This is a genomic window from Streptomyces sp. NPDC049954, from assembly GCF_040656295.1.
GTDB lineage: Bacteria > Actinomycetota > Actinomycetes > Streptomycetales > Streptomycetaceae > Streptomyces.
Genome location: NZ_JBFALS010000004.1, coordinates 513,002 through 535,328 on the forward strand (window position 1 = coordinate 513,002; position 22,327 = coordinate 535,328).

A 22,327-nucleotide genomic window follows, 5' to 3' on the forward strand; every position below is an offset into this window, starting at 1 on the left:
TCTTCCTGATTGCCCTGGTCAGCCAGGTGCTTCCGTCACCCCCCGCACGCCGCTAGCGTGAGCCCCGCCCACCGCTTCCGCCGGGTGCGGCACCACCCTTCACCGCACCGCCGTCGCCCTCGACCTCACCCGCCGTAACGTCAAGGAGCGCAGATGCAACCCTTCCGTATCGACATCCCCGAGGCAGATCTGGAGGATCTGCGCCGACGGCTGGCGGACACCCGCTGGCCCGAACTCTCCCCCGGTCTCGGCTGGGAACGCGGCGTACCGCTGGACTACCTGCGCGAGCTGGTGACGTACTGGCGTGAGGAGTTCGACTGGCGGGCCGCGGAGGCCAGGCTCAACACCTTCCCGCAGTTCCGGGTCGAGATCGCCGGCACCCCGATCCACTTCCTGCACGTGCGCTCGCCCGAACCGGACGCCACGCCGATGATCATGACGCACGGCTGGCCCGGTTCCTTCGTGGAGTTCACCGAGCTGATCGGTCCGCTCACCGATCCCCGCGCGCACGGAGGTGATCCGGCGACCGCCTTCCACCTGGTCATACCGAGCCTGCCCGGCTTCGGTTTCTCCAACCCGGTGGCCGACCGCGGCTGGAGCTTCTTCCGGGTGGCGGGTGCCTGGGCCGAGCTGATGAGCCGCCTCGGCTACGAGAGGTACCTGATCCAGGGCGCCGACCTGGGGACCTGGGTGGGCTCCATCCAGGCCGGTCTCGACATCGAGCACGTGGCCGGGCTGCACCTCAACTTCCTCATCACACCGCCCAGTCCGGACCCGGCCGACCTCATGGGGCTGAGCGAGACCGAACTCGGCCGGCTCGGGCTGTTGCAGCTCTTCGCCGACGACGGCTCCGGCTACATGAAGATCCAGGCGACCAGACCGCAGACGCTGGCCTACGGCCTGACCGACTCGCCGGTGGGTCAACTCGCCTGGATCGTCGAGAAGTTCATGGAGTGGACCGACGCGGAGAAGGCGCCCGAGGACGCGGTGGACCGCGACCAGCTGCTCACCAACGCCACGCTCTACTGGCTGACCCGCAGCGGGGCCTCCTCCGCGCACTTCTACTACGACAACGCGCCGCTGCTGCCCACGGCACCGACCCCGCCCCCGCCGCCGCCCGTGCTGCCGGTGCCGCTCGGCGTCTCGGTCTTCCCGCGCGACCCGGCCCAGCCGATCCGCCGCTTCGCCGAGCGCGCCTTCCCGAACATCGTGCAGTGGTCCGAGCACGACCGGGGCGGTCACTTCGCCGCGATGGAGCAGCCCGGCCGCCTCACCGCCGACCTGCGCTCCTTCGCCGCGGCGGTGCGCGAGCCGAACCCCGAATCCGCATGACGAGAACAGAGGGAGACGTGAACGTGCAGAGCACCGCCATACCCACCCGGGCCGAACTCACCCAGCGCGCACGAGATCTGGTGCCGCTGCTGCGCGAACACGCCCCCCGGGCCGAGCACGAGGCCCGGCTCACCGACGAGGTGGTCGCCGCGCTGACCGAGGCCGGGATCTTCCGCATGCGTCTGCCGGCGCGCTACGGCGGCTACGAGTGCGACACGGCCACGCTGGTGGACGTGTCCACCGAACTCGGGCGCGGGGACGGCTCGGTGGCCTTCGACGTCGTGGCCTGGTGGATCATGTCCTGGAACATCGGCCTGTTCCCCGACGAGGTGCAGGACGAGGTCTTCGCCGACGCCGACGTGCGCGTCTGCGGCACGCTGGCCCCGACCGCCACGGCCGCACCCACCGAGGGGGGTGTGCTGGTCGACGGCTCCTGGGCGTTCAACAGCGGTGCCGCGCACAGCTCCTGGAAGGTGCTGTCGGCGATGCTGCCCACGCCCGACGGCGGCGCGGTGCCGATCATGGGCATCGCCCCGATCGACGCCTTCGAGGTCGTCGAGGACTGGCGCGTGGCCGGACTGCGCGGCACCGGCAGCGTCACCCTCGTCGGTCGCCAGGTGTTCGTGCCCGAGGCGCGCTACATCCCCGTCCCGGATCTGCTCCAGCAGCAGTACGCCTCGAAGCTCAACGCCGGCAACCCGATGTACCGGGCGCCGATCGTCGGCGCGGTGTCCGCCGCGACCTGCGGAAAGCTCATCGGCCTCGCCCGCGCCGCCCAGGAGGAGTTCCTCCAGCGCAGCGCCCGGCGCCCGATCACCAACACGGACTACGAGCGGCAGCTCGACGCACCCGTCACCCACCTCCAGGTGGCCGAGGCGGCGCTCAAGACCGACGAGGCCGAGTACCACGCCCGCAGGCTCGCCGCGATGGTCGACGACAAGGCGGCGGCGGGGCAGGAGTGGACGCTCCAGGAACGCGCCTACGCCCGGGTGGCCGTCGGCCGCGTGTGCCAGCTGGCGGCCCAGGCGGTGGACCTGGTGGCCGGGGCGGCCGGCGCCTCCTCCATCTACTCCGACCAGCTCGTCCAGCGCGTCCGCCGCGACGTCCAGGCCATCAACATGCACGCGCTCAACCTGCCGAGCACCAACCTCGAACTCTACGGCCGGGTGCTGTGCGGCCTCGAACCGAACACCTTCTTCGTCTGATCCCCGGAGGGAAACCATGAGCACCAGGACCACGGACACCACGGCCGAAGCCCCCGCCGCCCCGGTCCGGCCGCAGCACGCGCAGGCGGTCCGCGCGCTGGTCGGGCGCATCGTCGAGGCGTGGCGCGAGCAGGACGCCGAGAAGTTCTCGCAGGTGTACGCGCAGGACGCCAGCGTCATCCTGCCGGGCGCGCTGATCAAGGGCCGCGAGGCCGTCCGCGACTACATGGCCGAGGCCTTCCGCGGCAAGTGGAAGGGCACCGAGGTGCTCGGCGTGCCCAAGGAGCTGCGCTACCTCGACGGCAACGAGGAGATCGTGCTGCTCGTCTCCGAGGGCGGCGCCTATCCGCCGGGCGCCACCGAGGTGCCGGTCGAGCACGCGATCCGCGCCATGTGGTTCTTCGCGGAGCGGGACGGTGAATGGGCGGTGGACAGCTACGCGAACACGCCGCTGGAGGGAGTGGTGCCGATGCCCGCGGCTCGCGGCTGAGCCGGCCGGGCGCGGCGCGGGGACCCCGGCCGGGGCGTAGCGAGGGGGACGCCCCGGCCGGGGGCGGGCGAGGGTTGCGCCGGGCGGGGTGAGGGGCCCGCGCGCACCCCTCGTCAGCCCAGCTCCGCGATCCGCTCCCGCAGGAACCCCCGCTCCACGTCGTTCTCCGTGAAGAGCAGCGCCTCCTCGTACGCGACGCGCGCCTGCTCCGACCGGCCGAGGCGGCGCGACAGGTCGGCCCTGGCCACGGCGAGATACGGGTACGTGGCCAGGGACGGCTCGTCCGCCAGCCCGTCCAGCGCGGACAGCCCCGCCTCGGGCCCGTGCGCGAAACCCACCGCCACCGCCCGGTTGAGCGCCGCGACCGGCGTCGGCCTGCGGGACAGCAGCAGGTCGTAGAGCCCGACGATCTCGGGCCAGTCCGTGCCCTCCCACGAGGGCGCCTCGGCGTGCACGGCGGCGATCGCGGCCCGCAGCGCGAACGGTCCGGGCGGAGTGCCGCGCAGCGCCGCACGCACCAGTGCCAGCCCCTCGGCGATCAGCTCGTGGTTCCAGCGGGCGCGGTCCTGGTCGGCGAGGAGCACGGGGCGGCCCGCGTCGTCGAGCCGGGCGGCGCGGCGGGCGTCGGTGAGCAGGATCAGCGCGAGCAGCCCGGTCACCTCGGCGTCGCCGGGGAGCAGCAGCCGCAGGATCCGGGCGAGCGCCGTGGCGTGCTCGACCAGATCGGGCAGGACGAGATCGGGGCCGCTCGGCGCGGTGTGCCCGGTGGCGAACAGGAGGTCGACCACGGTGAGTACCGCGTCGGTCCGCTCGGGCAGGTCCTCGGGCGCGGGGACGCGGTACGGGATGCGCGCCGCGGTGATCTTCTTCTTCGCCCGGGTGATGCGGGCCGCCATGGTCGTCTCGCTGACCAGGAAGGCGCGGGCCACCTGCGCGGTCGTCAGCCCGCACACGAGCCGCAGGGTCAGCGCGACCTGCGCCCGCGGGTCCAGGGCCGGGTGACAGCAGGTGAAGACGAGGCGCAGCCGCTCGTCGGTGAGGTCGGCGTCCTCGCCGGGACCGGCCACGACGCCCTCGTCGCCGGCGAGCAGCGGCAGGGTGCGGCGCTCCAGCGCGGCGCGCCGCAGCAGGTCCACCGCCCGGTTCCTGGCCGTGGTGGTGAGCCAGGCCGCGGGCCGCTCGGGCACCCCGGTCCGCTCCCAGCTGACCAGGGCCTTGGCGTACGCGTCCTGGACGCACTCCTCGGCCAGGTCGAGGTCCCGGCACACCCGCACGGTCGAGGCCAGTACGAAGGCCCACTCCTGGCGGTGCGCCCGCGCGACGGCCTCCGCGACGTCCACCGGGCTAACCGGCGTAGTGCAGGGGCCGCACCTCGACGGCGGCATCGCCCACGGCGCCGAAGTACGGCAGCCGCCGCGCCGCCGCGAGCGCCGCGTCGAGGTCCGGCACGTCGATGACGTAGAAGCCGCCCAGCGCCTCCTTGGTCTCCGCGTACGGCCCGTCGGTCACCAGGTGGCTGCCGCGGCCGTCCTCGCGCACCGTCGTCGAGGTCGAGGTCGGCTGCAGGTGCGCGGTGTACCTCAGCACGTCCCGGTGTTCGAGGCGCCAGCGGTCGTGCGCCGCGTCCCTGGCGCGGACGGCCGCCTCGTCCGCCGCCTCCCCGTCGGCCTCGTTGTCGTGGATCAGCAGCAGGTAGTGCGCCATGGCAGTGTTCCTCTCCCACTCGGTCCGTGTACTTCTACCACCGCGACGAACGGGCCACGCCGGGAACCGGGTTGGCCCCGGCCTCCTCCTGGGGCCCCTGCGCCCGCCGGGGCGTCCGCCGCGCTCAGCCCTCGCGCTCCAGGAGGCCGTCGATCTCCTTCACCTGGTCCGCGGTGAGCGGGCCGTGCGCGAGCGCCCCGGCGTTCGCCTCGACCTGGGGGACGGTCCGGAAACCCGGGATCGGGACGGTGCGCGGGCTGCGCGCCCAGATCCAGGCGAGGGCGCCCTGCGTGAGCGTCCGGCCCTGGGAGGTCAGCACGTCCCGGACCGCGTCCCGGCGCCTGAGCCACCGCTCGGCGGGCCGGCCGTCGGCGAAGTACTTCATCCACTCCGGCGCCCGGGCCCCGCGCACGTCCTCCCGGTCCACCCGGTGGCCCTCGGCGTACTTGGCGCTGAGCAGGCCCATCGCGAGCGGGCCGCGGTTGATGCTCGTCCAGCCCCGCTCCTCGACGAGCGCGAGCATCCGGGGAGCGTCGTCCAGCACGTTCAACTGATGCTGCACCGCGGCGAAATGGGGTCCGGCCATGGCCGCGGGGCGGTCCGGGTCGTCCGTGCTCCAGCCGTAGGAGCGGATCTTGCCCTCGGCCACCAGCTCCTCCAGCACCCCGGCGAGCGCGGCGGCCTCCTCGGCGGTCGCGTCGCCCAGGTGCAGCTGGTACAGGTCGATGCGGTCGGTCTCCAGGCGGCGCAGGGACGCCTCCACGGCCCGGCGGACGTGGCCGGGTCCGGCGTCCCTGCCGGTCAGCTGCCGGGTCTCCTCGTCGAAGACGTTGCCCCACTTGGTGGCGATCAGGATCTCGTCGCGGTGGCCGCCGAGGGCCCTGGCGAGCAGGCGCTCGCTGTGGCCCGCGCCGTAGAGGTCGGCCGTGTCGAACAGCACCACACCGAGTTCGACGGCCCGGCGCAGCGCGGCCGTCGACTCTGCGTCGTCCACGACGCCCCAGCCCAGCGGCGTGTCACCCTCCCAGAAGGGCCCGCCGACCGCCCAGCAGCCCATGCCGAGCGGCGGTATCTCCGTTCCGCAGACAGTGCGGTGTTCCATCACGAGGCTCCTCACGGATTCCGGCCCGAGACCGCGGTCGGCCACCAAGGCCGTTGATCTTCGGCGCCGTTGACAGCTAACACCTACCACCGGACCGGCCCGTCCACGCCACGGCGGGACCTCGGGAGCGGTGCCGGGGCCCGTGGCCGGGAGGAGTCGATCAGATCTTGACGCGATGTGGCGCATCCCGTTGACTCTGGGGGTCGTGCCGGTCCCGCCCGTCCCGGACGCGGACCCGCCGCCGTTCCGCCGCCGTTCCGCCGTGGAGATGAGGGCTGGCTGTGTCCATCGAGCCGTACGACCGTCGCGTCCTGTTACGGGCCCGTACCGCCACGTCCGTCATGTTCCTGCTGTTCGGCGCCGCCCTGGGCGTGTGGACCAGTCGCATCCCCGACGTCAAGAACCGACTCGACCTCAGCGACGGCCTGTTGAGCGTGGCGCTGCTGGCCTTCTCGGCGGGCGCGATCGTGGGGATGCTGGTACTGGGCCGGCTCGCCGACCGCCTCGGCAGCAACAAGGTGATGGTGCCGACCGCGGTGCTGGAGGGGCTGCTGCTGATCCCCCCGGCCTACGTCGACTCGCTGGCCGCGCTGATCGTCGCGCTGTTCCTCTTCGGCCTGACCCACGGCACCCTGAACATCGCCATGAACGCCAACGCCATTCACGTGCAAGGTGCGTGGGGACGGCCCATCATGTCGTCCTTCCACGCCGTGTACAGCATCGGCGGGTTCCTCGGCTCGGTCACCGGCGGCCTCCTGGCCCGCCACCACGTGGGCACCGGCGCGACCTTCGTCTCCGTGGGGGCGGGGGTCCTCGTCCTGGCCTGCTGGGGGGCTCTGTGGGCGCTGCCCGAGGCGCCCCCGGCCCGCCCGGACCCGGCACCCTCCGCCGGGGACGGCGCCCCGGAGGCCGCGAGCGGGAGGACCGCGACCGGGAAGGCGCCGGCCGCGAAGGCCTCGACGGGCAAGGCGCCGGCCGGGAAGAGCTCGATCGTCTCCTTCGACCTGGTGCTTCTCGGTACGCTCGCCATGTGCGCCCTGGTGGGCGAGGGCACCGCGGCCGACTGGAGCGCGGTGTACATGCACGACAGCCTGGGCAGTTCGGCGGGTACGGCCGCGGGCGCCTTCGCCGCCTTCTCGATCCTGATGACGGTCGGCCGACTGGTCGGCGACCGGCTCGCGGCCCGTCTGGGGCCGGTCAGGCTGGTCCGGGTCAGCAGCGTGTTCGCGTCCGCCGGCATGCTCGTGGCGCTCCTCGTCGGGCACCCGGTGGCCGGCATCATCGGCTTCGCCTGCCTGGGCGCGGGCATGTCCTGCATCGCCCCGCAGGTGTACTCGGCGGCCGGGCAGCGCGATCCGGCGCGGGCCGGGGCGGCGCTGTCCCTCGTGGTCAGCCTCGGGTACACGGGCTTCCTCGTCGGGCCCGTCGTGGTCGGCGCGATGAGCACCGTGACCGGGCTCCCGACCGCGCTGGGCGTACCGACGCTGCTGGTGCTGTGCGTCGCCCTCGGCGCCTCCGCGCTGCGCGGGCCCGGCGGCGCACGCGGGGCGGCGGCCGCCCCCGGCCAATCCACCGACCGGCCACGCGACCGTGTCGACGGCGAACAGGGATGACCATGCGCATCATCGAGTGCCACATCGAGTTCAGCGGCTACGACGACCAGTTGGTCAAAGCCGGTACCTCCGTCTACCTGTGGAACCTGGTGCGCCAGTTCCAGGCGGCGGGACACCGGACGGGCGCGGTGACCGCCGCCCACGGACTGCTTCCGGTGATCGCGCGCCAGCACGAGGTCACGGACCTGGACTGGAGCGCGCACGAGCGGATACCGGTCCGGCTGGACCCGGCCCTCTGGCCGGGGTTCGACGAGGAGATCACCCTGGAGGTGACCGCCCGCGCCCACCGGATCACCGTCGAGGGCATCGACATCGTCCTGCTGAGCGGCGGCCTGCTGGACGCCTTCCCGGACAGCTTCCATCCGCCGCGCGAACTGGAGGGGCGCAGCCTCGACTTCCTCAAGCCCCTGGTGTTCCAGGTGATGGCGGCCCGCTACGTGCGCGAGCGGGTCGAGCGGGACGCGGTGGTCCACCTGCACGAGCCGATCCACCACTACCTGCTGCCCGGACTGCTGGCCGGGCACGGCTTCCACGTGGTCTCCACCGTGCAGACCAACCTGGCCGTCAACACGAAGGTGTACGGACCGCAGGTGCGGGCCGTGCTGGCACACCTCGGCTCGGACGCCTCGCTCGCGGACGGACTGGCCGATCCGCCCCTGGACTCCCGCCTGGAACGCGCCATGCGGGCCTTCCTGCCGCGCACCCTGCTGTACCGGGACTACCCGGAGCGCCCGGGGCACGACTACGTCACCATGCTGGGCCTGGTGGTGCGCTCGGTGGCCGCCATGGACTTCCTGTCCGAAGGACAGCTGGACCACGCGCTGACGCAGGCCCAGACCCCCTTCGAGGACCTCTTCGGCCGCCTGGCGGTCCGGCGCGAGCTGCGGGCCCACGCGGACCGGCTGGTGGTGGGCGGCTGCGCGATCGGCGACGAGTGGCTGGACGTGCGCCGCGACGAGGAGGTGCGCAAGCGGACGCTGACCGGTCTGGGCCTGGACCCGGAGCTGCCGACGCTGTTCCACAACGCCCGCTACTCGGTGCAGCACAAGGGCCAGCAGGAGCTGTTCAAGGGCGTACGGGCGCTGCTCGACCAGGGGGAGCGGTGCAATGTCCTGCTGCACTGCCTGGCGCCCCGGCCGCCCGAGGACGAGGACCTGACCGGCCTCGCCGAGGCGCACGGGGACCTCGTACGGGTGAGCACCGGGCCGATGGGCAACGCGGCCATCAAGGACTGGGCGGTCGCCGCCGACTTCTGCGTCTTCCCGTCCAAGTTCGAGATGGACACGTTCCTGATGGCGATGGGGGAGGCGATGGCCTCGGGGGCGGTGCCGGTGGCCACGGCGCAGCGCGGGATGCGGCACTTCCGGCACGCCGCGGACCCGTACGCGCCGGGCGCCACCGGGCTCGCGCTGCCGCGCTCCTTCCGGGTGGACGACCCGCTGCTGACGGAGGCGGTGCGCGCGGGCCTGGAGCGCGTGCTGCGGATGTGGCGCGAGGAGCCCGGGCGGGTGGCCGGGCTGCGGGCCCGGTCGGTCGAGGTGGCCCGCTCCTTCACGTGGGGCGCCGCGGCGGGGCGCTTCCTCGCGGTGTTCGAGGCGGTCCGCGCCGGGCGGCGGCCGGACGAGGCGGTGCCGCGGACACCGGACGCGCCGTCCGGCGCCGGGCCCCTCGCCGCGGGCGCGGGCCGTGCGGTGCGGGACGGCGACGCGGTACGGGTGAGCTGGACCGGCGGGGAGGTCCACCGGGTCGAGATCGTGCCGGTGGAGCCGGACGCCGAGGTGGTGGAGCTGGACCGGGACGGCGAGGGCTTCGCGGGCCGGGTACCCGCGCCGCGGGACGGGGTCCTCGTGACCCTGGTGACCGGGGCGGACGGCCGGACCGCCTGGTCGGAACTCGCGGTGACGAACGCCCCCTGAGACGTGGGGGCGCGGGACCGGGCGATGCCCGGCCCCGCGCCCGCCCGCGCCGCGTGCTCAGTCGACGGTGACCGTGACGCCGACCTTGTCCAGGATGTACTCGCCGGCCACCACGGTCTCCATGCCGGCGCCGCCACCCGTCGGGGCCGGCAGCGGGACGACCTCGGTGTCCGGGTCGGCCTCGAAGAAGCAGACCAGCGAGACGAGTTCCTCGTCGGGGGCCTGTTCGCTGGGGGCGAGGACGCGGTGGCGCAGGGAGCACCAGCGGCCGTCGGTCCACAGGTGCATCAGGTCGCCGAGGTTGACCACGAGGGTGCCCTCGACGAAGGGCGGCGCGAACCAGCCCTCCTGCTCGTTCCACACCTCCAGGCCGCCGACGCCCTGCTGGCGGTCGAGCAGGCTGATGGTGCCGAAGTCGGTGTGCGGGCCCACCCGCATCTGGCCCTCCTGCACCTCCCCGACGGTGTGCAGCGACGGGTACCAGTTGACGTTCTGCGTCCACGTGGCGCGCTGCGACCTCGCGGTGAAGTAGTCCTCGGGCAGGCCGAGGGCGGCCGCGAGGATCTCCAGCACGCCGAGGGCGACCCGGGTCATGTGGCCCGTGTACGCCAGCGCGGTCCTCTCCAGGGCGGGCAGCTCGCCGGGCCACTTGTTGGCCGGGTAGTACGCGGCGTCGAAGGCCGCGTCGCCGGTGCGGTGGCCGGGGCCGACGTGGAAGGCCTCGTGCAGGTCGGAGGCGCCGGACATGCCCTCGACGGCGCCCACGTCCAGCGCGCCCAGTCCGCGCCAGCCGTTGTCGTAGGGGCGGGCGACGGCGTACCGCTGCTTGGTCTCGGCGGGCAGGCCGAAGAAGGAGCGGCCCTCGGTGCGCATCCGCCCGGTCACCTCCGGCGGCACGCCGTGCCCGCGCAGCAGGAACAGGCCGGTCTCGCTCAGTGAGGCGTCGAGTTCGGCGCAGATCGCGCTGCGGCGGGCGGCGTCGGCCGTCCGCCACTCGGTCAGGTCCAGCAGGGGTATGGCGCGTGACATGGTTCTCTGCCCTTCGTCGTCGGGTGGGGCGGCGGGACCGCGGTCTACGGGACGTCCGCCGCCGGCTGCGGCGCGAAGCGGTCGGGGTTGCCGATGGGGGTCTCGGAAGGCCCCCAACTGAGCGCCGGTATGTGGGCGTTGACGAGTTCGCCGTCCTCCCGCAGTACCGCGGACGACGGGTGGTACATGTGCAGCAGCTGGTCGTCGTAGTGGTCGAAGGCCGAGTTGATGTCCATGCGGTAGGCGAAGTCGTTGTCCTCGCCGCCCCAGCCCTCGAAGCGTTCGTCCATGCCGCCGATGCGGTGGAAGGCGCTCGTGCGGACCCAGACGCAGCAGCCGGGGGGCCGGCGCAGCACGAAGGCGCGCAGCCCGTCGGCGTCGGCCTGCGCGGCGCCCCGCCACAGCCGTTCGTCGACGGCCCGCGAGGTGGACGTCTCGTCCAGGCACCACATGTCGCGGTAACTGAGGTGGCCCATGACACCGGGGCGCCTGAAGCGCGCGGCGTTGCGGGCCACGAAGTCCCGGTCGGCCAGCGCGTCGGCGTCCAGGACGCACACGATCTCGGCGTGGCCGGGGGCGTTCACCACGCCGACGTTGACCGCCCAGGACTTGTTGAACAGGCCCGGCTTGTGGGCGAACAGGTAGTGGTCCGCGTAGGGCTCGACGGCGGCGCGCCACCGGGGCCGTTCGTCCGTCTCGACCACCACGACCCGGTAGAAGCCGCGCTCCACGCTCTGGTCGCGCAGCGCCTGGAGGCAGGCCAGGAGGTTGCGCAGCCGCCGGCCTGAGCCCCGGTCGCGGAACGGGATCACCACCAGGACCTCGGGGGTGTCGCCCTCGGCGAGCCGGGGGCCGCCGGTGCGGCCGGCCAGCTCCTCGACGGTCAGGGAGGGGCGTCCGGTGGTGGTGTAGGAACCGCCCAGGTGGTAGCCGAGGCGGGAGTTGGCCTCGGCCTGCCACGCCAGCTCGAACAGGGCGGTGAGTCCGGGCGTGGTGCCCTGCCCGGCGGCGAGGACGAGCCGCCGGGAGAGCGCGTGGTGCAGCCGTGGATCGGCCGGCCGCTCGCGCAGTTCGGCGGCCAGGGCCCCGATCCCGGCGTCCCCGGTCCGCGCGGCGGCCTCCACCACGGCCGCGCGGTGGTGCAGGCCGCGCTCCCAGTAGAAGATGCTGGCCTCGCGGGCTTGCGGATCGGCGTCCACGGCGAGCGTGGTGACGACTGCCGCCGCGAGGGTCTCGGCGGAGCTGGGCGTCAGGGTCTCCACAGGCGTCCTTCCTTCGGTCGGCCGGGGGTGGTCGGCGGGGGCCGGTGCGCTCATCGGTCCTCCCAGCGAAGGCCGTGGGCGGCGCGGCGCCGGGCCTCGGTGCCCCGCTCGTAGGGCAGTTCGCCGTCCGGCATCCGCACCACCTCGACGTAGAGGCCGACGGGGGTGCGCACGTACACCCAGCGGTCCCCGGTCAGCGGGCCCTCGTCGATGGTCTCGGGCGCGCCGAGGACGGTGCAGCCGTGTCCGGCCAGGTACGCGGCGGCGGCGTCGACCTCGTCGACGTACAGGGCGAGATGGGTGCCGCCGACGTCGCTGTTGCGCGGGCGGCCGGGGCGGGGGCCGGGCGTGCCCCGGTACTCAAACAGCTCGATGTTGTCGGTGGGGCCGGCGCGCAGCGCGCTGTGGTGGAGGACGCCGCCGGGCGGTACGCCGTGCGCGGCGGCCAGTGCGGGGTCGGCGAGGTCGTGCGTGGTGCGGCCGAGCGGCTGGGCGCCGAGGACCCGTACGAGGAAGTCCTCGGCGGCGTCGAGGTCGGGCACCGTCCAGCCCAGGTGGTCCAGGCCGCGCACGGAGGGCAGGGCCGCGGGGGAGCCGCCGCCGTCCTCGCGGTTGGTCCACCGGCCGGACGGGTGGTACCGGCCGGCCGCGGCGGGGGCCGGGCCGGGGACCGAGCGCAGTTCCAGGGGGACGCCGAGCGGCGTGGGGACGCGTACCCAGCGGGTACCGGCCCAGGGCCCGGCCTCGCAGGTGCGGACCGGTCCGAACGCCCCCGGGTACCCGCGGTCGCGCAGGGCGCCGAGGACGGCCTCGATGTCGTCGGCGCGCAGGCCGAGGCGGGGGGCGCCGGGGGCGTGCGGGGCGGGCGCGGCGGCGACCCGGCCGGGCGCGGTGTACGCGAAGAGTTCGAGGTTGGTGGTGGGCCCCAGGCGCACCAGCGCGATCTCGGCGGCGGCGCGCGGATGCACGTCGAGGTGTTCCCGCATCCAGTCGTCCGCGTGGCTGAGCGGGGGCAGCCGGTAGACGAGTTCCCCGCCGAGCCCGTGGACGGTGTAGTCCACGGCGGCGTCGAGATCGGGCACGGTGAGGGCGAAGTGGTCCACGCGGCGGGCGGTGGGCACGCCGGAGGTGCCGGTCCGGCCGCCGGGGTCGGTGTGCGTGGTCATCCGGCGCTCCTCGTCCTCGGGGCCTGTGGGGTCGCGTACGTGTCGAGCAGCAGCCGCGTGGCCTCGGGCACCGTCCGGGGCCGCAGCGAGGCGGTCGCGGGGTGGTGCGCGAGCACCTCGCTGGACAGGCAGGTGGAGGCGGGGCGGTTGGCGTAGCGGCCGGCCGCGCGCGGTTCGGCGACCACGCGACCGGGGGGCAGTCCCAGGCCCGCGGCGATACCGGCCGCCCAGTCGGCACGGGAGAGCCGGTCGGGTCCGCCGAGGTGGACCAGCGGGGGGACCTCGGGGGCGGTGGCCAGGGCGCGGGTGGCCTCGGCGACGTCGTCGACCAGGACGGGGGTGGTCCACTGGTCGTAGGGGGCCGTGACTCTCTCGCCGGAGCGCAGCCGGTGCACGCAGGAGGCGAAGAAGTTGAGCCACTTGGGGCTGTCCGCGGCCTCCCAGCCGTAGATGAGGCTCACCCGCAGCAGGACGGCGCCTGGCAGGGCGCCGAGGACGTGTTCGGCGGCGAGCTTGGCGCGTCCGTAGGCGTTGGCGGGCCGGGTGGGGGAGGACTCGGTGAAGGTGGTGGCGCCGCCGTCGAAGACGTTGTCGGTCGAGATGAACACCAGCCGCCGGTCGCCGATCGCCTCGGCCACCGAGCGGGCCGCGCCCGCGTGCCCGGCCATGGCCTCCTCGGGGTGGCTCTCGCACCAGGTGACGTCGGAGGGGCCGTGCACCAGGACGACGCTGTCGGGGCGGACCTCGGCGAGCGCCGCGGCGAAGGCGCCGGGGCGGGTGATGTCGAGGGGGACCCAGGGCGGGGCGACGGGGTGGCCGTCCACGAGCGGCGGGGTGCGGGAGGCGAGTACCGCCTCGTCGCCCTCGGCGAGCAGATGGCGGGCGACGGCGCGGCCCACGAAGCCGCTGCCGACCACGAGGGCCCTCACCGGCCGGCCCCGGCCGGGACCGGCAGCGCGTGGTCGACCATGCGGGCCACCCCGATCAGGCTGTGGTCGTCGTCGTCGGCTCCGAGGGCGAGCATGTCGCGGGTCTCCTGTTCACTCAGTCCGAAGCAGCCCAGCCGGGTCAGGCGGTCTCCCAGCAGGCGGACGAAGCGCGGGCCGACGGCCCGCGCGAATCCGCCGATGAACAGGTAGCGCCGGACGCCGATGGCGGTGAACACGCAGTTCACCGCCTGGGCCAGCGGAAGCAGGCAGTCGTTCAGCACCGTGGTGGCGAAGGGGTCGTCGGCGCGCAGGGCGGCGGCCATCGCCTCGTTGGTGATGCCGCCGGGTCGCCGGCCGGCCGGTCCGGCGAGCGCGGAGGCCGCGAAGCCGTCCGGGTCGGCGGCGGCGGCGCGGCGGGCGGCGAGCAGGACGCCCCGGCCGGAGGCGATCGCGCCGAGGTGGCCGCGTCCGCCGCACTCGCAGGGCACCGCGTCGTCCGAGGCGTCGACGCGCCAGTGGCCGATCTCGCCGCCGTGCCCCGCGTCGTCGACGAGGATCTCGCCGTGCCGGAACACCTTGTGGCCGATGCCGGAACTGATGGTGATGAGGCAGTACGGTTCCGGCTCGGCCGCCGCGTAGCGCCAGGCGGCCGCGGTGATGTCGTTGGCGACGAACACCGGGAGCGGCAGGCGGCGTTCGAGGAGGGCGGCGACGGGCAGGGGGGCTGTCGCGCTCCCCCACAGGGTGGGGCCGGCGAGGACCGTGCCGTCCTTGGCCATCGGGCCGGCGAAGGAGACCCCCACGGCGTCCGCGCCCGCCCCGTGGGGGGACCGCAGGTAGGCGTCGAGTTCGTCGGCGAGTTGCGTGACGACCTTCTCCTGGAGGAGGCGTGGGGACAGCCCGGGGTGGCGGCCGATGCCCTCGGTGGGGACCCGGCGCACGGAGTCCGCGTCGAGGACGCCGTCGGTGACCCGGCCCAGGCGCAGGGTGGTGCCGCCCAGGTCCGCGACGACCCGGGCCCGGGGGCCTCGCGTGGGTGGGGGCGCGGTGGTCATGAGGCGGCACCTCCGGGGGACGGGACGGGTTCGCACTGCTGGACCGTGCCGTCCTCCAGCACGATCGCCGAGGTGAGTCCGGCCCCGGCGGGCACCTGGACGCCGGGGAGCAGGACGCAGTCGCGCACCCGCGCTCCGGGGCCGACGCGGACGCCCGGGTAGACCACGCTGTCCTCGATCCGGCCCTCGTTGACCAGGTCGGCCGCGACGATGCTGGCGCGCACCCCGGCCTCGTCGGCGACCCTGCGGCGGGGCACCTCCGGCCTTACGGTGCGCGGCAGTTCACCCAGGCCGAGGGTGGGCGGATCGGCGAGCAGGCCGCGGTGGGCGCGGTGGTAGCGCTCGACGGTGCCGATGTCGTCCCAGTACCCGGTGACCTCGTAGCCGCGGACGCGTTCGCCCGCGGCCAGCATGGCGGGGATGACGTCGCGGCTGATGTCGTGCTGCCAGTCGGTGCCGTCGAGCTGTTCGAGGTAGCGCCGCAGGACCTTGGCGTCGAAGACGCAGAACGCGGCGAACACCAGGTCGCTGGAGGGGTTTTCCGGCTTCTCGACGAACTCGGTGAGGTTGCCGGAGGCGTCGAAGCCGACCATGCCGAACAGGTGCACCCAGCGCCGCTCGATGCGCTGGTAGGAGACGGTGAGGGCGGCGCGGTCGGCCCGGTGACGGCGGATCATGTCGCCGTAGTCGAAGCGGTAGACGTGGTCCGCGTGCAGGACCATGACCTCGGAGGTGTCCGGGCCGAACACGTAGGGGGCCTTGGCGATGAGGGCGTCCGCCGTGCCGCGCTCCTCGGGCCAGGTCCGCTCGGGGAGCGCGTGCGGGAGCTGGTCGCCGGCCTCGCGGTAGGCGGCGTCGTAGGGGCCGAAGTGCACCCGGTGGCGGGACGGGGCGCGGTTCCACACGGTGTGCAGGTCGTCCATGAGCTGCCGCTCCTCGTACTGGGAGAGCAGGAGCACCTCGTGGAAGCCGGAGTCGCGGGTGTTGGCGAGGCTGAAGTCGATGAGCCGGCTGCTGCCGCCGAAGGGCACCAGGGGTTTGAGCCGCCCGCGGCCCAGGGGCCCCATCCGGCGGCCCTCCCCGCCGGCCAGGAGTACCGCGCGTACGCCGTCCACTCAGGCCCCCTCGGCGGTGCGGGCCAGGACCCGCAGGGCCGCGTCGAGTTCGGCGGGGGTCACGTCGTCGACGAAGCGGACATGGCCGATGCCTTCGGGCAGGGGCAGTAACTGCCTGCCGTCGCGGTGGCGGACGGTGTCCTCCAGCCCGCGCACGATCAGTTCGGTGGTGCACACCGGATGCCACACGGGCAGGCCCAGACCGGCCATCACGCCCAGGACCCGGTGCAGGGCCGCGTCGTCGAGCAGCCCCCGCCGGTGGGCGAGGACGGCGCACAGCGCCATGTCGGTGGAGACGGCCTCGCCGTGCAGCAGTTCGGGCAGGGCGTGCATCTCGACGGTGGGCGAGAAGGTGTGCCCGAAGTCGACCAGGCGCTTGAGGTCGTGCTCCCAGAGGTTCGGTTCCAGCTCCTCCAGCATGCCCGTGATGGCCAGCCGCATCACCTCGGTGGCCACGTCGCCGCTGCCGGTGTCCACGGCCATGCGGTCCTCGACCAGCCGGGGCCCGTGGGCGGCCAGGTACTCGAACAGGGCGGAGTCCTTGACCAGGGCCATCTTGAGTATCTCGGCGAGCCCGTTGCGTATGTGGCGCCGGTCCAGGGTGCCGAGGAACTCGCGGTCGATCAGGGTGACGGCGGACGGGTGGTAGGTGCCCAGCCGGTTCTTGTGCTCGTGGAAGTTGACGCCCGTCTTCGCGCCGATCGCCGCGTCGACCATGCAGATGAGTGTGGTGGGGACCCGCACGTACGGGGTGGACCTGCGGTAGAGGCTGGCGGCGAGGCCGACCAGGTCGGTCAGGACACCGCCCCCGATGGCGATGACGGGTTCGCGGCGCCGGGAGACCCCGAAGGCGTCCATCGCGGAGACGATCTCGAAGACCGTCTCCATGTTCTTCACGGACTCGTGGGCGTCGATGACGCACGGGGCGTACTCGACGCCCCGCTTCTCGAAGTAGGCGCGGACGCGGTCCCCGTACAGCTCGTGGACGGTGGCGTCGACGACCACGAGCCGGCGTCCCGGCCGGGCCGGCTCGGGGGCGCCCGCCGTGGCCAGTGCCGGATTGTCCGGGTCGAGGAGCCCGGCGACCAGGCGCACCTCGTAGGCGACTTCTTTGCTCGTGCTCACCCGCCATCCGTGCGGGCCGGCGGAGTCCTGGGTTCCGGGGGGCGGCAGCACCGCGTGCTGGGCGGAGTCGAGCTGGGCTGTCATGTCGTCATGCCTTTCGTCCGGACGGGCACGTGGGCGCCGGGCCTGGGGGTGTCGGGGACCGGCATGGCACATCGGTACGGCGGACGTCGTCGTCCGTACGAGGCAGGGGGCCGGCACGCCGGAGGGGGGCGTTACGCGCCCGGGGCGTCCGCGGGGGAGGATCTCGTCCTGCGGGGGCCGAGCGGTCGCCACCAGGTGAGGACCACGCTGTCGGGGTCCAGGCACGGCGGCACGGCCATGGTGCGCTGGGCGGTGCGGAAGGCCGCGACGGTCGCCGCGATGTCCTCGGACTCGACGGTGAAGAGGGCGAGGTGGTCGCCGTCGGCGGCGATCCCCGCGTCGGCGTCGTCCGGCAGCGGTGCGAACCGCCGCGCGGCGACGAATCCGGGTACCCGGAGCACTTCTTCGAGGTGGAAGCCGTCGTACCACTCGTGGTACTCGGCCTCGCGGCCGGGGAGCGGGCGGGTGCGGACCGCGAGCCGGAATTCAGCCACGCCGCCGCCCCTCCGGAACGCCGGAATGCGGGAGATACCTCAGAAATCTTTGCCTGTACACTGCACCTGCCCCGTGAAGCATCTCATTTGCTTTGGTTGCAACAGCGACTGCTTGTCCTGCGGAATTCCTGAGGCCCCTCAGACGGGCCCATTAAAGGTGGAGATCAAGTCCGGCGTCAAGCATGGATTCCGGTTTGCCGTCGCGGGGCGGCGGTTCATTCCTTTTGCGGCGCCATCAGGTCCTTTGTCGGCCGGTCGGAATTCCGGACGGCCGCGGGTAAAGCCATTCCGCGCTTTTGGTCAAGGGCGGTCGATGAGTTCCCCGCCGCCGGGGGCCGCCGGCCGGCGGCCCCCGGCGGCGCCGACGAGCGGCGTGTCCGGCGACGGGTGGTCACACCCGTGGGGCCATCAGTTCCCGGTGGATGTCCTCCAGTCGGCGCGCCTTGGTCTCCGGCCCGACCCACAGGAAGATCACCGCGGCCAGCAGCAGCGGCACCGCGCCGATGAGGGCGGTCACGCCGATCGAGGGCACGGTCGCGGCGGCGACGGTGAGCGCGAGGATCAGCACGCCGCCGATCTTGGTCATACCGGCCGCGAGCCCGGTGCCGCGCGAGCGCACCAGCGTGGGGTAGACCTCGGCGGCGTACCCCGCCACCACGGCCACCACGGAGCTGACCCCGGACAGCGGGACGACCAGGAGCAGCGAGGCCAGGAGATGGTCCTTGGCCATCGCGTCACCGGCCACGACGCACCCGATGAGGGTGAGCGCCGTGACGCCGGACACCGTGACGAGGGTCTTCCGGCTGCCCCAGACGCCGTACATCCACGCGGTGAGCACGGTCAGCGGCAGGCCGAGGAGCGCGGCGTTGCGGACGACGTAGTCCGAGTTCACCTCGGAGTAGCCGAGATGCTGGAGGTTGGTGGGCACCCACTGCTGGAAGCCGAAGGTCACCAGGCCGGTGCCCAGACCGAGGATGCCGATCGCGGCGGTCGGCGCCAGCAGACGGCCGCGCAGCAGGGCGAGGTAGCTGCCGTGCCCGGCCGGCTGGCGGTCCGTCTCCTCCGGCTCCTCGTTCTCCTCGGCGACCGCCCCGTAGCGTTCCAGCACGCTCGCGGCCTCCGCACGGCGGCCGCGGGCCAGGAGATAGCGCGGCGACTCCGGTATCCACCGGTTCAGGGCGATGAAGAGCAGCCCGGTCGGCAGGCCGATGAGCCACAGGACGCGCCAGCTGTAGGTGGGGGTGAGCTCCGCCGCGAGCCAGCTCGTGATGACGTACGCGCCCGCGATGTCACCGCCGATCAGCACCAGCAGCCAGCCGCGGTGCCGGGCCGGTACGGTCTCGGCGAGCAGGGTGAAGGTGATGGGCAGCATGCCGCCGGCGCCGATCCCCATGAACGCGCACATCACGAGGTTCCAGGTGAACCCCGGCATGGTGCCGCAGATCGAGGTGGTCACGAACAGCATCCCGGCGAAGAGCAGGGAGGCCCGGCGCCCGATGCGGTCCCCGAGCCACCCCCAGACCAGCGAGCCGATCACCGTGCCGGTGATACCGGCCAGCGGCAGCCAGGCCACGGGGATGTCCCCGCCCGGGTTCAGGGGCGACTTCAGCCCGTACTCGTGCGCGACGCCGGGCGCGACGAAGGACAGGGTGGTCGGCTTCATCACGTCGATCGTCACGGCGATCGCCATGACGATCAGGAGCGCGACGTGCTGGCCCCTGATCGGCGCGTCGTCGAGGGCGCGGACCCGGATGCGCGCCGAACTGCGCCCGATCTCCCGCCCGTCGCGGGGCACGAGGCCGTACAGCACCGCGAGCAGACCGGCGACGATGAGCACCATGCCGAGGATCATCGGGGTGTCGGCCCGCATCCCGTTCATGTGGTAGCCCATGCTCCGGGCGCTCACGTACATGGGCAGGTGCAGCAGTACCCCCGCGGTGCAGGCGAGGGCGCCGGTCCAGAAGGCCCACGGGTGTTCGAAGCCGCGGCCGGCGGTACTGCGGTGGCGGGCTGTTCTTCCTGAGCTGGAAACGGACATGGCATCCTTCGGTGACGTGTCGAAAGGAAGGGGCGGCGGTTGCCGGTGTCGCCGTCCTCGTCCGGTGCGACACGCGTGTCATCGTGTGGGGCGACACGGCGCGGTGGCTTCTCGCAGATTGCCGGGTCCGCCTCCTCCCGGGGCTCCGCGCGGCTCGTCAGGTCCTGACCGGACGGACCGGGCCCGCGGGCGTCACCGGTACCGGGCCGGTCAGCCGCCGGCCGTCCACTGGGCGTGCAGGCCGTGCGGGACGCGCACCGGCAGCGGGACGGTGGCGAGCGGCGGCCCGGTGAAGTCGGCGGTGTCCAGGACGACGAGTTCACCGCGGCCGGTGGCGGTGTCGTGGACGAGGCTGAGCAGCCAGCCGTCCGCCTCGGGGGCGGCGCCGTGGCGCGGGACGAAGACCGCCTCGCCGCCCTCGCGTCCCGGGCCGAAGTCGTGCCGGTCGACCCGGCCGGTGACGAGGTCGTGGCGCAGCAGCGCGGGTCCGGCGAGCGCGGCGCCCTGCCCGGGCCGCAGCCCCACGGTGAAGGCGTAGCGGTACGGGGAGCCCGTGTACCGCTCGTCGATGCGCGGGAACTCCTCCACCGCCTCGCCGAGCCGGTGCTCGGCCACGGTGCCGCTGGAGCGGTCGACGATCCAGCGCCACAGGGCGGGCGAGGACTCGCTGGGATGCAGCGGATCGCGGTCGAAGACCCGCTCGTGGCGGATGACGTCGACCACGGTGTACCGGCCCTGTTCGAACGCGTTGACGGGGTGGAACACGTAGCAGGGGGCGAGGTCCGTCCACCGCACGTCGGCGTCCCGGCCGTCACGGGGCAGCACACCGAGGCGGGCGCCGTGGCCGTCGTCCCACGCGTAGGGCACGTCCGCTCCCGCTGCCGCCGCCCGGGCGCTGTAGGTGACCGGCAGGTCGTAGATCAGCGCGTGCCGGTCGGTCAGCGAGAAGGCGTGCATCATCGGGGTGCCCTTCACCGTGATGTTCTCGCACCGCCGCACCCGGCCGGACGCGTCCAGCGTCAGGAGGTCGACGCCGGGCCGGCCCGGTTCGTACGCCACCGCGTGCATCTCCTGGGTGAGCGGGTCCAGGACGGGGTGGGCGCTGAAGCCGCCGGGCAGGGTGCCGTCGAAGTCGACACGGTCGAGGGTCTCCAGCCGCTCGCCCAGCCGGGTCGGCAGCGCCCCGCCGTCGGCGAGCGCGAGGGTGCGCCCGGCGTGCCGGACGAGGCCGGCGTTGGTGTTGTCCGAGGCGCCGCGGCGGGGCCCGGGCGTGGGCAGTTCACCGAGGGCGCGCGCCGCCCGGCCGGTGCGCACCCAGCGGTTGCGGTACCACTCGGCCCGGCCCCCGCGCAGCCGCAGTCCGTGCACCATCGCGTCACCGCGGAAGGAGTGCTGGCGGGCCGGGTCGTGGCCGCCCAGCGCGTTGGGGCCGATGCGCAGGAAGGTCCCGTCGAGTTCCGCGGGCAGCTGTCCGCGCACCGGCGGGGAGAGCACGGTGACTTCCTCGGTGACGGGCCGGTAGCCGCTGCTCAGCAGATGTGACGTGCTGTTCTGGTGACGAGTGGGCATCGCTGTCCGTCCTCAGGAATCACTGTTACGTAACATCGTTACATCAAAATCGCACCCCCGTGAGAGGATGTCAACGGTGAGCCCACGGACAGCGAATCCCGCCCTCGGCGTCCAACTCCTGGAGGCCGCCGCACAGTTGCTCGCCGAAGAAGGGCCCGCCGCCCTGTCGACACGGCGCCTGGCCGCGGCGGTGGGCGCCTCCACGACGGCGGTGTACACCCACTTCGGGGGAAAGAACGACCTGGTCAGGGCCATGGTTCAGGAGGGTTTCCGGCTGCTCGACCGGCGCTTCGAGGGCGTGGCGCGCTCCTCGGACCCGGTCGCGGACATCTGCGCCCTCGGGGCCGCGTACCGGGACAACGCGCTGGAGCACCGCCATCTCTACGGAGTGATGTTCGGCGGTGCGAGCCTCGGCGGCTTCTCGCTGTCCGAGGAGGACCGTCAGCACGGCCGGTACACGCTGAACGTCCTGGTGCTGGCGGTCGAACGCGCCATGGAGTCGGGCGGGCTGAGGCCGGGGGACCCCCACCTGGTGGCCCATCAGCTGTGGGTCGCGCTGCACGGCCTGGTCACCCTGGAACTCGGGGGCTACCTGATCGAGCCCTACGACGCGGACGTCTGCCTGGAGGCCGAGGTGGTCGGTCTCCTCGTGAGCGCCGGAGCGGACCGGGACGAGGCGGTCGCCGCGTTCCGGGGACGCGGCGGCGCGAGCGGCCTTTAGCAAACCGCCGCGACAGGCTCCCGCCTCGCCGGGTGGCGTCCCCGTCCCGGACGCCCGCCACCACGATCCCTCCCGGTCGTGCTCTCAGGTGCGCCACCGCAATCCCTCCCGACCGCGCCCCCGGGCGCATCCCGCATTCCCGGTGATCGCGCGCTGATCAGGGATGACGGGTCCGGTGGCGGCTATTCCCGTGGTCCGGGCCGGGGGCCGTGTGCGGCCTCTCTTCCAGCTTGCTGTTTTCCTCCCGACTTCGGCGAACCCCGACGGCCCGGCCGTTTCGGGCAATGTCGGAGAGGCACCGCGATCCGCCGTCACCCATTCTCGGAATGCGAACTCAAGCCGAGCAATTGTCCCTTTTGGGCGGTAAGTGAGGGGGAG

19 protein-coding genes are annotated in these 22,327 nt (G+C 73.6%); 6 read left to right on the top strand and 13 right to left on the bottom strand.

Annotation, left to right across the window (positions count from 1 at the left end; all coding sequences use genetic code 11):
* Positions 1 to 153: 153 nt before the first annotated feature.
* From AB0J21_RS11495 to AB0J21_RS11505, 3 genes are read left to right on the top strand one after another with little or no spacing between them, the layout of a single operon-like run.
* The gene (locus tag AB0J21_RS11495; RefSeq protein WP_363145635.1) at positions 154 to 1,332 is read left to right on the top strand and encodes an epoxide hydrolase; all 1,179 of its coding nucleotides are present in this window, start codon (positions 154 to 156) and stop codon (positions 1,330 to 1,332) included.
* 23 nt (positions 1,333 to 1,355) lie between these two features.
* Positions 1,356 to 2,537 carry an acyl-CoA dehydrogenase family protein gene (locus AB0J21_RS11500; protein WP_363145636.1) on the top strand — a complete coding sequence of 394 codons (1,182 nt, stop codon included), beginning with the start codon at positions 1,356 to 1,358 and terminating at the stop codon, positions 2,535 to 2,537.
* A 16-nt stretch (positions 2,538 to 2,553) separates the two neighbouring features.
* Positions 2,554 to 3,027, top strand: a complete 474-nt coding sequence (locus AB0J21_RS11505) for an SgcJ/EcaC family oxidoreductase (RefSeq protein WP_363145637.1) — start codon at positions 2,554 to 2,556, stop codon at positions 3,025 to 3,027.
* 113 nt (positions 3,028 to 3,140) lie between these two features.
* Here AB0J21_RS11505 and AB0J21_RS11510 read toward each other — a convergent pair whose 3' ends face one another.
* The 3 genes from AB0J21_RS11510 to AB0J21_RS11520 all read right to left on the bottom strand — a co-directional run bounded on the left by AB0J21_RS11510 (position 3,141) and on the right by AB0J21_RS11520 (position 5,833).
* A complete protein-coding gene (locus tag AB0J21_RS11510; RefSeq protein WP_363145638.1) occupies positions 3,141 to 4,367 on the bottom strand; it encodes a sigma-70 family RNA polymerase sigma factor in 1,227 nt (408 codons plus the stop codon).
* A 4-nt stretch (positions 4,368 to 4,371) separates the two neighbouring features.
* Entirely contained in the window at positions 4,372 to 4,731 is a 360-nt protein-coding gene (locus AB0J21_RS11515; RefSeq protein WP_363145639.1) for a YciI family protein, read from the bottom strand.
* A gap of 124 nt (positions 4,732 to 4,855) precedes the next feature.
* Positions 4,856 to 5,833 (bottom strand): aldo/keto reductase, encoded by a 978-nt coding sequence (locus AB0J21_RS11520; protein WP_363145640.1) that lies wholly within the window; start codon positions 5,831 to 5,833, stop codon positions 4,856 to 4,858.
* A 281-nt stretch (positions 5,834 to 6,114) separates the two neighbouring features.
* On the opposite strand from AB0J21_RS11520, the gene AB0J21_RS11525 reads away from it, so the two are divergent.
* Complete coding sequence (locus tag AB0J21_RS11525) at positions 6,115 to 7,446, top strand: MFS transporter (protein ID WP_363145641.1); 1,332 nt, start codon at positions 6,115 to 6,117, stop codon at positions 7,444 to 7,446.
* A gap of 2 nt (positions 7,447 to 7,448) precedes the next feature.
* Complete coding sequence (locus AB0J21_RS11530) at positions 7,449 to 9,362, top strand: glycosyltransferase (protein WP_363145642.1); 1,914 nt, start codon at positions 7,449 to 7,451, stop codon at positions 9,360 to 9,362.
* Positions 9,363 to 9,419: 57 nt separating this feature from the next.
* On the opposite strand, the gene AB0J21_RS11535 is transcribed toward AB0J21_RS11530, so the two are convergent.
* From AB0J21_RS11535 to AB0J21_RS11580, 10 genes are all read right to left on the bottom strand, one after another.
* Positions 9,420 to 10,391 carry a 2-oxoglutarate and iron-dependent oxygenase domain-containing protein gene (locus tag AB0J21_RS11535; protein ID WP_363145643.1) on the bottom strand — a complete coding sequence of 324 codons (972 nt, stop codon included), beginning with the start codon at positions 10,389 to 10,391 and terminating at the stop codon, positions 9,420 to 9,422.
* A gap of 44 nt (positions 10,392 to 10,435) precedes the next feature.
* Entirely contained in the window at positions 10,436 to 11,653 is a 1,218-nt protein-coding gene (locus AB0J21_RS11540; protein ID WP_363145644.1) for a galactosyltransferase-related protein, read from the bottom strand.
* 50 nt (positions 11,654 to 11,703) lie between these two features.
* The gene (locus AB0J21_RS11545; protein WP_363145645.1) at positions 11,704 to 12,819 is read right to left on the bottom strand and encodes a VOC family protein; all 1,116 of its coding nucleotides are present in this window, start codon (positions 12,817 to 12,819) and stop codon (positions 11,704 to 11,706) included.
* Positions 12,816 to 13,748 (bottom strand): sugar nucleotide-binding protein, encoded by a 933-nt coding sequence (locus tag AB0J21_RS11550; RefSeq protein WP_363145646.1) that lies wholly within the window; start codon positions 13,746 to 13,748, stop codon positions 12,816 to 12,818. Before AB0J21_RS11550 ends, AB0J21_RS11545 begins: the two co-directional genes overlap by 4 nt.
* Positions 13,745 to 14,803: an ROK family protein gene (locus AB0J21_RS11555; protein WP_363145647.1), complete on the bottom strand. Its 1,059-nt coding sequence runs from the start codon at positions 14,801 to 14,803 to the stop codon at positions 13,745 to 13,747. Before AB0J21_RS11555 ends, AB0J21_RS11550 begins: the two co-directional genes overlap by 4 nt.
* A complete protein-coding gene (locus AB0J21_RS11560; protein WP_363145648.1) occupies positions 14,800 to 15,918 on the bottom strand; it encodes a sugar phosphate nucleotidyltransferase in 1,119 nt (372 codons plus the stop codon). The genes AB0J21_RS11555 and AB0J21_RS11560 overlap by 4 nt, the downstream gene beginning before the upstream one ends.
* Positions 15,919 to 17,127 carry a sedoheptulose 7-phosphate cyclase gene (locus AB0J21_RS11565; RefSeq protein WP_363145649.1) on the bottom strand — a complete coding sequence of 403 codons (1,209 nt, stop codon included), beginning with the start codon at positions 17,125 to 17,127 and terminating at the stop codon, positions 15,919 to 15,921. It abuts the gene before it with no gap.
* A 131-nt stretch (positions 17,128 to 17,258) separates the two neighbouring features.
* Positions 17,259 to 17,621 carry a hypothetical protein gene (locus tag AB0J21_RS11570; protein WP_363145650.1) on the bottom strand — a complete coding sequence of 121 codons (363 nt, stop codon included), beginning with the start codon at positions 17,619 to 17,621 and terminating at the stop codon, positions 17,259 to 17,261.
* 391 nt (positions 17,622 to 18,012) lie between these two features.
* Positions 18,013 to 19,659: an MFS transporter gene (locus AB0J21_RS11575; RefSeq protein ID WP_363145651.1), complete on the bottom strand. Its 1,647-nt coding sequence runs from the start codon at positions 19,657 to 19,659 to the stop codon at positions 18,013 to 18,015.
* A gap of 210 nt (positions 19,660 to 19,869) precedes the next feature.
* Positions 19,870 to 21,228, bottom strand: coding sequence for a carotenoid oxygenase family protein (locus AB0J21_RS11580; protein ID WP_363145652.1), 1,359 nt, complete (start codon positions 21,226 to 21,228; stop codon positions 19,870 to 19,872).
* Positions 21,229 to 21,304: 76 nt separating this feature from the next.
* Here AB0J21_RS11580 and AB0J21_RS11585 point away from each other — a divergent pair, with 76 nt between their 5' ends.
* Complete coding sequence (locus tag AB0J21_RS11585; RefSeq protein ID WP_363145653.1) at positions 21,305 to 21,949, top strand: TetR/AcrR family transcriptional regulator; 645 nt, start codon at positions 21,305 to 21,307, stop codon at positions 21,947 to 21,949.
* Positions 21,950 to 22,327 lie beyond the last annotated feature (378 nt).

Coding starts and splice junctions, on each gene's coding strand:
- AB0J21_RS11495 (WP_363145635.1), top strand. CDS start 154: ATGCAACCCTTCCGTATCGACATCCCCGAGGCAGATCTGGAGGATCTG.
- AB0J21_RS11505 (WP_363145637.1), top strand. CDS start 2,554: ATGAGCACCAGGACCACGGACACCACGGCCGAAGCCCCCGCCGCCCCG.
- AB0J21_RS11515 (WP_363145639.1), bottom strand. CDS start 4,731: ATGGCGCACTACCTGCTGCTGATCCACGACAACGAGGCCGACGGGGAG.
- AB0J21_RS11520 (WP_363145640.1), bottom strand. CDS start 5,833: ATGGAACACCGCACTGTCTGCGGAACGGAGATACCGCCGCTCGGCATG.
- AB0J21_RS11530 (WP_363145642.1), top strand. CDS start 7,449: ATGCGCATCATCGAGTGCCACATCGAGTTCAGCGGCTACGACGACCAG.
- AB0J21_RS11535 (WP_363145643.1), bottom strand. CDS start 10,391: ATGTCACGCGCCATACCCCTGCTGGACCTGACCGAGTGGCGGACGGCC.
- AB0J21_RS11545 (WP_363145645.1), bottom strand. CDS start 12,819: ATGACCACGCACACCGACCCCGGCGGCCGGACCGGCACCTCCGGCGTG.
- AB0J21_RS11555 (WP_363145647.1), bottom strand. CDS start 14,803: ATGACCACCGCGCCCCCACCCACGCGAGGCCCCCGGGCCCGGGTCGTC.
- AB0J21_RS11565 (WP_363145649.1), bottom strand. CDS start 17,127: ATGACAGCCCAGCTCGACTCCGCCCAGCACGCGGTGCTGCCGCCCCCC.
- AB0J21_RS11575 (WP_363145651.1), bottom strand. CDS start 19,659: ATGTCCGTTTCCAGCTCAGGAAGAACAGCCCGCCACCGCAGTACCGCC.
- AB0J21_RS11580 (WP_363145652.1), bottom strand. CDS start 21,228: ATGCCCACTCGTCACCAGAACAGCACGTCACATCTGCTGAGCAGCGGC.